This window comes from Methylibium sp. T29, from assembly GCF_000576205.1.
GTDB lineage: Bacteria > Pseudomonadota > Gammaproteobacteria > Burkholderiales > Burkholderiaceae_C > Methylibium > Methylibium petroleiphilum.
This window is the reverse complement of sequence record NZ_AZND01000195.1, coordinates 1-6,292: the sequence shown is the minus strand read 5'-3', so window position 1 is coordinate 6,292 and position 6,292 is coordinate 1. Positions and strand designations below refer to the sequence as shown.

General features: G+C 69.3%; 7 protein-coding genes. 3 read left to right on the top strand and 4 right to left on the bottom strand.

The window, feature by feature from the left end:
- Nucleotides 1–131: 131 nt before the first annotated feature.
- Genes x551_RS17120 through x551_RS17110 form a run of 3 tightly spaced genes read right to left on the bottom strand, consistent with a single transcriptional unit; the run spans nt 132 to nt 3,098 of the window.
- Entirely contained in the window at nt 132–1,127 is a 996-nt protein-coding gene (locus x551_RS17120; protein WP_036234818.1) for a cytochrome d ubiquinol oxidase subunit II, read from the bottom strand.
- On the bottom strand, nt 1,124–2,506 hold the full coding sequence (locus x551_RS17115) for a cytochrome ubiquinol oxidase subunit I (RefSeq protein WP_036234821.1): 1,383 nt from the start codon (nt 2,504–2,506) through the stop codon (nt 1,124–1,126). The genes x551_RS17120 and x551_RS17115 overlap by 4 nt, the downstream gene beginning before the upstream one ends.
- Before the next feature lie 34 nt (nt 2,507–2,540).
- A complete protein-coding gene (locus x551_RS17110) occupies nt 2,541–3,098 on the bottom strand; it encodes a GbsR/MarR family transcriptional regulator (protein ID WP_011830157.1) in 558 nt (185 codons plus the stop codon).
- A gap of 177 nt (nt 3,099–3,275) precedes the next feature.
- Here x551_RS17110 and coaBC point away from each other — a divergent pair, with 177 nt between their 5' ends.
- Both coaBC and dut read left to right on the top strand, forming a co-directional pair.
- The gene (gene coaBC / locus x551_RS17105; protein ID WP_036234824.1) at nt 3,276–4,520 is read left to right on the top strand and encodes a bifunctional phosphopantothenoylcysteine decarboxylase/phosphopantothenate--cysteine ligase CoaBC; all 1,245 of its coding nucleotides are present in this window, start codon (nt 3,276–3,278) and stop codon (nt 4,518–4,520) included.
- Between the two features lie 4 nt (nt 4,521–4,524).
- Complete coding sequence (gene dut, locus x551_RS17100) at nt 4,525–4,974, top strand: dUTP diphosphatase (protein WP_036234828.1); 450 nt, start codon at nt 4,525–4,527, stop codon at nt 4,972–4,974.
- Nucleotides 4,975–5,007: 33 nt separating this feature from the next.
- On the opposite strand, the gene x551_RS17095 is transcribed toward dut, so the two are convergent.
- Entirely contained in the window at nt 5,008–5,529 is a 522-nt protein-coding gene (locus tag x551_RS17095; RefSeq protein ID WP_036234831.1) for an FKBP-type peptidyl-prolyl cis-trans isomerase, read from the bottom strand.
- 25 nt (nt 5,530–5,554) lie between these two features.
- On the opposite strand from x551_RS17095, the gene x551_RS17090 reads away from it, so the two are divergent.
- The coding region (locus x551_RS17090) for a cupin domain-containing protein (protein ID WP_036249716.1) at nt 5,555–6,292 on the top strand (738 nt) is incomplete at its 3' end.

The following is a 6,292-nucleotide window of genomic DNA, read 5'->3' as shown; positions in this document are numbered from 1 at the left end:
GCGAGCGCACGCATCACGGTGCGGCCGCTGGCGGATGCCTGGGCGACGCGCCGGCTGCTGCTGTGCACCGCCGTCGGTACCGAACCGGGCGCCGGCGCGGCCGCGCTGTTGCGCTTTCTCTCGGAAGCGTCCTAGCCGTAGCGCAGCTCGGTGGCCTTGCCCCAGAACACGCGGTAGGAGAACACGGTGTAGGCCGCGATCGCCGGCACCGAGATGCACACGCCGATCAGGATGACCTTCAGCGCCGCCGGGCTGCTGGCGGCCTGCCAGATCGTCAGCTGGTCGATCACGACGAAGGGATAGATGCTGTAGGCCAGCCCGAGGAAGCCGAACACGAACACCGCGATCAGCAGCACGAAGGGCAGCCAGCACAGTTCCTTGCGGACGATGGGCCGGTCGAGCACCAGGCGGGCGGCCACCAGCGCGATGGCGGTGGTGAGCGGAATGGCCGACAGCGCGATGATGGCCGGCAGCTCGAACCAGCGCTGGCGCACGGTGGCGCTGATCCACGGCGTGGACAGCGAGATCAGCACCATGCCGACCACCACCGGCCACCACGCGAGCTTGGCCCAGCGGATGGCCTTGCGTTGCAGCTCACCCTCGGTCTTCATGATCAGCCAGGCCGCGCCGAGCAGGACATAGGCCGCCGGCAGCGCGAGCGCGATCGCGGCGGCGAACACCGGGTAGTTCCAGCCCGAGCCGAAGCCGCTGATGTAGCGCCCGAGCATCCAGCCCTGCGACATCGAGGCCAGCAGCGAGCCGGCGAAGAACAGCCGGTCCCAGGTGGCCTTGTGCACGTCCTTGGCCTTGACACGGAAGTCGAAGGCCACGCCGCGCAGCATCAGGCCGATCAGCATCAGCGTGACCGGCAGGTAGAGCTGCGTGAGCACCAGGCCGTGCGCCTTGGGGAAGGCGATCAGCAGGATGCCGATGCCCAGCACCAGCCAGGTCTCGTTGGCGTCCCAGAACGGGCCGATCGAGGCGATCAGCACGTCCTTCTCGGTGGCATTGGCGCGCGGCATCAGCAGGCCGACACCGAGGTCGTAGCCATCGCTGACGACGTAGACGAGCATCGAAATGCCCATCAACGCCATGAAGATCAGTGGCAGCGATTGATCGAACGTCATGTGGCACTCCCCTTCGCCAGCGCGGCCGCGGCGCGGCCTTCGGCGCGTTCCAGCGCATCGGGCTCGATCACGTCCTCGGGCTTCTCGGCCATGTACTTGAGAACGCTGACGTAGGCCACGATCAGCGCAAGGTAGAGCGTCACGTACATCGCGAGGCTGAGCGCGATCATCGAGGACGGCACGGTGGTCGCCGCCACGTCGGCGGTGCGCAGCAGGCCGTAGACGATGAAGGGCTGGCGACCGATCTCGGTCACGTACCAGCCGGCCACGGTGGCGAACCAGCCCGAGAAGCTCATGCCCGCCAGCACCCACAGCAGGCCGCGCGACAGGCGCTGCGGCGCCCAGCCGACGCGGCGGCCCATCCACCAGCCGACCCAGCTCACCAGCAGCATCAGCACGCCCATGCCGACCATCACGCGGAAGGCGAAGAACAGCGGCGCGGCCGGAGGGTGGGCATCGGGGAAGTCGTTCAGGCCCTTGATCTCGCCGTCGGCGTCGTGGGTGAGGATCAGGCTCGCCATCTTGGGGATCGCGATCTCGAAGTGGTTGGTGCGGGCCTTGTCGTCGGGCACCGCGAACAGCAGCAGCGGCGCGCCGCGCTCGGTCTCCCACACCCCCTCCATCGCCGCGATCTTCTGCGGCTGGTGCTTCAGGGTGTTGAGGCCGTGCAGGTCGCCGACGAAGATCTGCACCGGGATCAGCAGCGCCGCGACGGTGAGCCCGACGCGCATCACCTTGGGTGCCGAGCGCTCGGCCTGGCCGCGCAGCAGCTGCCAGGCGCTCAGCCCGGCCATCAGGAAGGCACAGGTCAGGCCCGAGGCCAGCAGCATGTGCGTGAAGCGGTAGGGGAAGGACGGGTTGAACAGCACCTCGGCCCAGCTCTTGACGTGGAACACGCCGTCGATCACTTCATGGCCGGCGGGCGTCTGCATCCACGAGTTCAGCGCGAGGATCCAGAACGCGCTGACGGTGGTGCCGAAGGCGACGAAGAAGCTGGCCATCATGTGGATGCGCTCGCTGACGCGGCCGTGGCCGAACAGCATGACGCCCAGAAAGCCGGCCTCGAGGAAGAAGGCAGTCAGCACCTCGTAGCCGAGCAGCGGGCCGGCCACGTTGCCGGCCTTCTCCATGAAGCCCGGCCAGTTGGTGCCGAACTGGAAGCTCATGGTGATGCCGCTCACCACGCCGAGCGCGAAGCTCAGCGCGAACACCTTGGTCCAGAAGCGGTAGGCGGCGAGCCAGGCGCCGTCGTGCGTGCGCAGCCAGCGCCAGCGGAAGAACATCAGCAGCCAGCCCAGCGCGATGGTGATCGTGGGGAACAGGATGTGGAAGGTGATGTTGGCGGCGAACTGCGCGCGCGCGAGGATCAGCGGGTCCATGCAGTCGGTCCTTTCAGATCAGGGGCGATGCGGCTCAGGCGGCAGGCGCGCCGGGCTTCGCCTTGCGGGCGAATTCCAGCAGCCGTTGAACTTTAGAGCCCATCTTCATGAGCTGGGAGAGGGTTTTCGCATCGAGCTTCTGGACGTCGTCGAACCAGGTGCTCATCAGCTCGATCAGCTCGTGCATGCCGCGCAGGCGCTGCTGCGCGATGCGGTCGGCCTCGCTGGTGGGTGTCTCGAGCAGTGCACTGCGCAGCATCGTCAGCGTGGGTTCGATCTCGCGGCGCCGGCGCTCCTCGGCGAGCGTGCGGAAGATCTCCCAGGCGTCGGTCGGGGCCTCGAAGTACTCGCGCCGGTCACCGGGCAGGTGGCGCAGCCGGACCAGCCGCCAGGCCTGCAGTTCCTTCAGCCCCATGCTGACGTTCGAGCGCGAGAACTCCAGCTGCTCGGCGATGTCGTCCGCATTCAGCGGCGTCGGCGACACGAAGATCAGCGCGTAGATCTGTCCCACCGTGCGGTTGATGCCCCAGCGACTGCCCATCTCGCCGAAGTGCGAGACGAAACTGTGGACGAGAGGGGAGAGCGAGCTCATGCAGTGGATGCGGAAAGTGCCCGGATTCTAGTTGAATTTTCAGTAATTACTGAAAATTCAGATTGAACCGAAAGGGGTGGCGAGCATGTGCCGTGCGGGAGCGGCGGCGCCGGGCGGCCGCGATAATCGCGCCCATCCGGCGGCTCGACGAGCGGCCTCGACGACGAAAGCCTCACGATGACCGATCGCCCCGAGCCTGGCGGTGACCTCGCGAACCGGCGCCTCGTGCTGGGACTGAGCGGGGGCGTGGCCTGCTACAAGGTGGCCGAGCTGCTGCGCTTGCTGGTCAAGGCCGGCGCCAGCGTGCGGGTGGTGATGACCGATGCGGCGCAGCAGTTCATCACGCCGGTGACGATGCAGGCACTGTCGGGCCAGCCGGTGCTGACCAGCCAGTGGGACGCCGGCGAGTCGAACAACATGGCGCACATCAACCTCACGCGCGACGCCGACGCGGTGATCGTCGCGCCGGCGAGTGCCGACCTGATGGCGAAACTGGCCCAGGGCCGGGCCGACGAACTGCTGAGCCTGCTGTGCCTGGCGCGCCCCATCGCCCGCTGCCCGCTGCTGCTGGCGCCGGCCATGAACCGCGAAATGTGGTCGCACCCGGCCACCCAGCGCAACCTGGCGCAGCTGCGGGCCGATGGCGCGACGGTGCTTGGGCCGGCGAGTGGCGACCAGGCCTGTGGCGAGGTCGGCGACGGCCGCATGCTCGAGGCCGCAGAGCTGTTCGAGGACATCGTGGCGCAGCTCGCGCCCAAGCCGCTGGCCGGTGAGCGCGTGCTGATCACCGCCGGGCCGACCTTCGAGGCGATCGACCCGGTGCGCGGGCTCACCAACCGCTCCAGCGGCAAGATGGGGTTCGCGCTGGCGCGGGCCGCCCGCGAGGCCGGTGCCGAGGTCACGCTGGTGGCTGGCCCGGTGCACCTGCCCACGCCGCGCGGCGTGCGGCGCATCGACGTGCAGAGCGCCGAGCAGATGCTCGCCGCCGTGCTGCCGCTGGCGGCGACGCACGGCATCTTCGTCGCCACCGCCGCGGTTGCCGACTGGCGACCGGCGCGGCTGGCCGAGCACAAGATCAAGAAGGACGGCAAGAAGCAGGCGCCGAGCTTCGAGCTGACCGAGAACACCGACATCCTCGCGACCGTGGCCGCGCTGCCGAACCCGCCGTTCTGCGTCGGCTTCGCGGCCGAGAGCGAGCATCTTGCCGTGCACGCGCGTGCCAAGCTCGAACGCAAGAAGCTGCCGCTGGTGGTGGGCAACCTCGGGCCGGCCACCTTCGGCCGCGACGACAACGCGCTGCTGCTGGTCGACGCACGGGGCGAACAGCCGCTGCCGGCCGACGGCGGCACGGCCGACAAGCTCACGCTGGCGCGCGCGCTGGTGGCGGAGATCGCGCGGCGCCGTCCCACCTTGAACACCTGAACCCATGACGACGATCGACGTGAAAGTGCTGGACCCGCGCATGGCGGACCAGCTGCCCGCCTATGCCACCCCGGGCAGTGCCGGCCTCGACCTGCGCGCCTGCCTCGACGCGCCGCTGTTGCTCGAGCCCGGTCAGACGCAGCTGATCCCGACCGGCCTGTCCATCCACATCGGTGACCCGGGCCTGGCCGCGGTGATCCTGCCGCGCTCCGGCCTGGGTCACAAGCACGGGATCGTGCTCGGCAACCTGGTCGGCCTGATCGACTCCGACTACCAGGGCCCGTTGATGGTGAGTTGCTGGAACCGCGGGCCGGCGGCCTTCACGGTGCAGCCGCTCGAACGCATCGCGCAACTGGTGATCGTGCCGGTGGTGCAGGCGAGCTTCCGGGTCGTCGACGACTTCGGCGCCTCGGAGCGCGGCGAGGGCGGTTTCGGCTCGACCGGCCAGCGCTGACCGGGCCCGGCCCGCGCGCGCCGTGCCGCCGCGTCAGTGCAGCTGGGGCGAGGGCGGTACCGCGCTCAGCACCGAGAGTGCCGAGGTCGAGACCGAGCGGTGCTCGATCTCCTCTTCGCTGGCCGCGCGCACGTCGCGCACCTTCAGCGCAAGGACCAGCGCGATGCCGGCCAGCGGGTGGTTGCCGTCGAGCACCACGTGGCTGTCGTAGACCTCGGTGATCGTGTAGACGGTGTCGAGCGGGAGGTCGCGCGTGGTCGCGCCTTCGGGCGGTCCGTCGAATTGCATGCCGGCCTCGATGTGCCCCGGAAAGACGCTGCGTTCCTCGAAGAACACCAGGTCGGCGTCGTAGTCGCCGAAGGCGTGCTCGGGCTCCAGGTGCAGCGTGGCCTCGAAGCCCTCGGACTGGCCGACGATCGATTCCTCCACCTTGGAGAGCAGATCGTCGCCGCCGACGAAGAACTCCACCGGCTCGGCCAGTTCGTCGATCAACTGGCCGTGTGCATCTTCGAGCCGCCAGGTCAGGCTGACGACGCAGGGGGGCGTGATTTGCATGAAAGGATGATCGCACAATGAGGCCATGTCCCTGCTGCCTGCCATCGACACGCCGACGCCCTTGCTGGGTGCCCTGAGCCCCCGCCGTTTCATGCGCCGCCACTGGCAGAAGCGGCCGCTGCTGATCCGCCAGGCACTGCCTGGCGTGCGCCCCCCGCTGGACCGCGGCGCGCTGTTCGCACTGGCCGGCAGCGAGGATGTCGAGTCGCGCCTGATCGTGCGGCAGCGCGATCGCTGGACCTTGCGTTCCGGGCCGCTGCCGCGCCGGGCGCTGCCGCCCGTTTCTCAGGCCGGCTGGACGTTGCTGGTGCAAGGCCTGGACCTGCACGTGCCGGCGGCGCGCGACCTGCTGTCGATGTTCCGCTTCGTGCCCGAGGCGCGGCTCGACGACCTGATGCTGTCGTGGGCCAGCGATGGCGGCGGGGTCGGCCCGCATGTCGACTCCTACGACGTGTTCCTGCTGCAGGTGCAGGGTCGTCGTCGCTGGCGCATCGCGCCGCCGGGCGATGACACGCTGCGGCCGGATCTGCCGCTGAAGATCCTGGCGCACTTCGAGCCGCAGCAGGAGTGGCTGCTCGAACCCGGCGACATGCTCTACCTGCCGCCCGGCTGGGGGCACGACGGGGTGGCCGATGGCGAGTGCATGACCGCATCGATCGGCTTCCGGGCCCCGGCGCGCGGCGAACTGGCGCGCGAGGTGCTGGCTCGGCTGCTCGAGCGCGAGGACGACGCGCCGCGCGTGCTGTACCGCGACGCGGCCCAG

Excerpts from the sequence above, each read along its gene's own strand:
- x551_RS17120 (WP_036234818.1), bottom strand. The coding sequence starts at position 1,127 with ATGACGTTCGATCAATCGCTGCCACTGATCTTCATGGCGTTGATGGGC.
- dut (WP_036234828.1), top strand. The coding sequence starts at position 4,525 with ATGACGACGATCGACGTGAAAGTGCTGGACCCGCGCATGGCGGACCAG.
- x551_RS17110 (WP_011830157.1), bottom strand. The coding sequence starts at position 3,098 with ATGAGCTCGCTCTCCCCTCTCGTCCACAGTTTCGTCTCGCACTTCGGC.
- x551_RS17115 (WP_036234821.1), bottom strand. The coding sequence starts at position 2,506 with ATGGACCCGCTGATCCTCGCGCGCGCGCAGTTCGCCGCCAACATCACC.
- x551_RS17095 (WP_036234831.1), bottom strand. The coding sequence starts at position 5,529 with ATGCAAATCACGCCCCCCTGCGTCGTCAGCCTGACCTGGCGGCTCGAA.
- coaBC (WP_036234824.1), top strand. The coding sequence starts at position 3,276 with ATGACCGATCGCCCCGAGCCTGGCGGTGACCTCGCGAACCGGCGCCTC.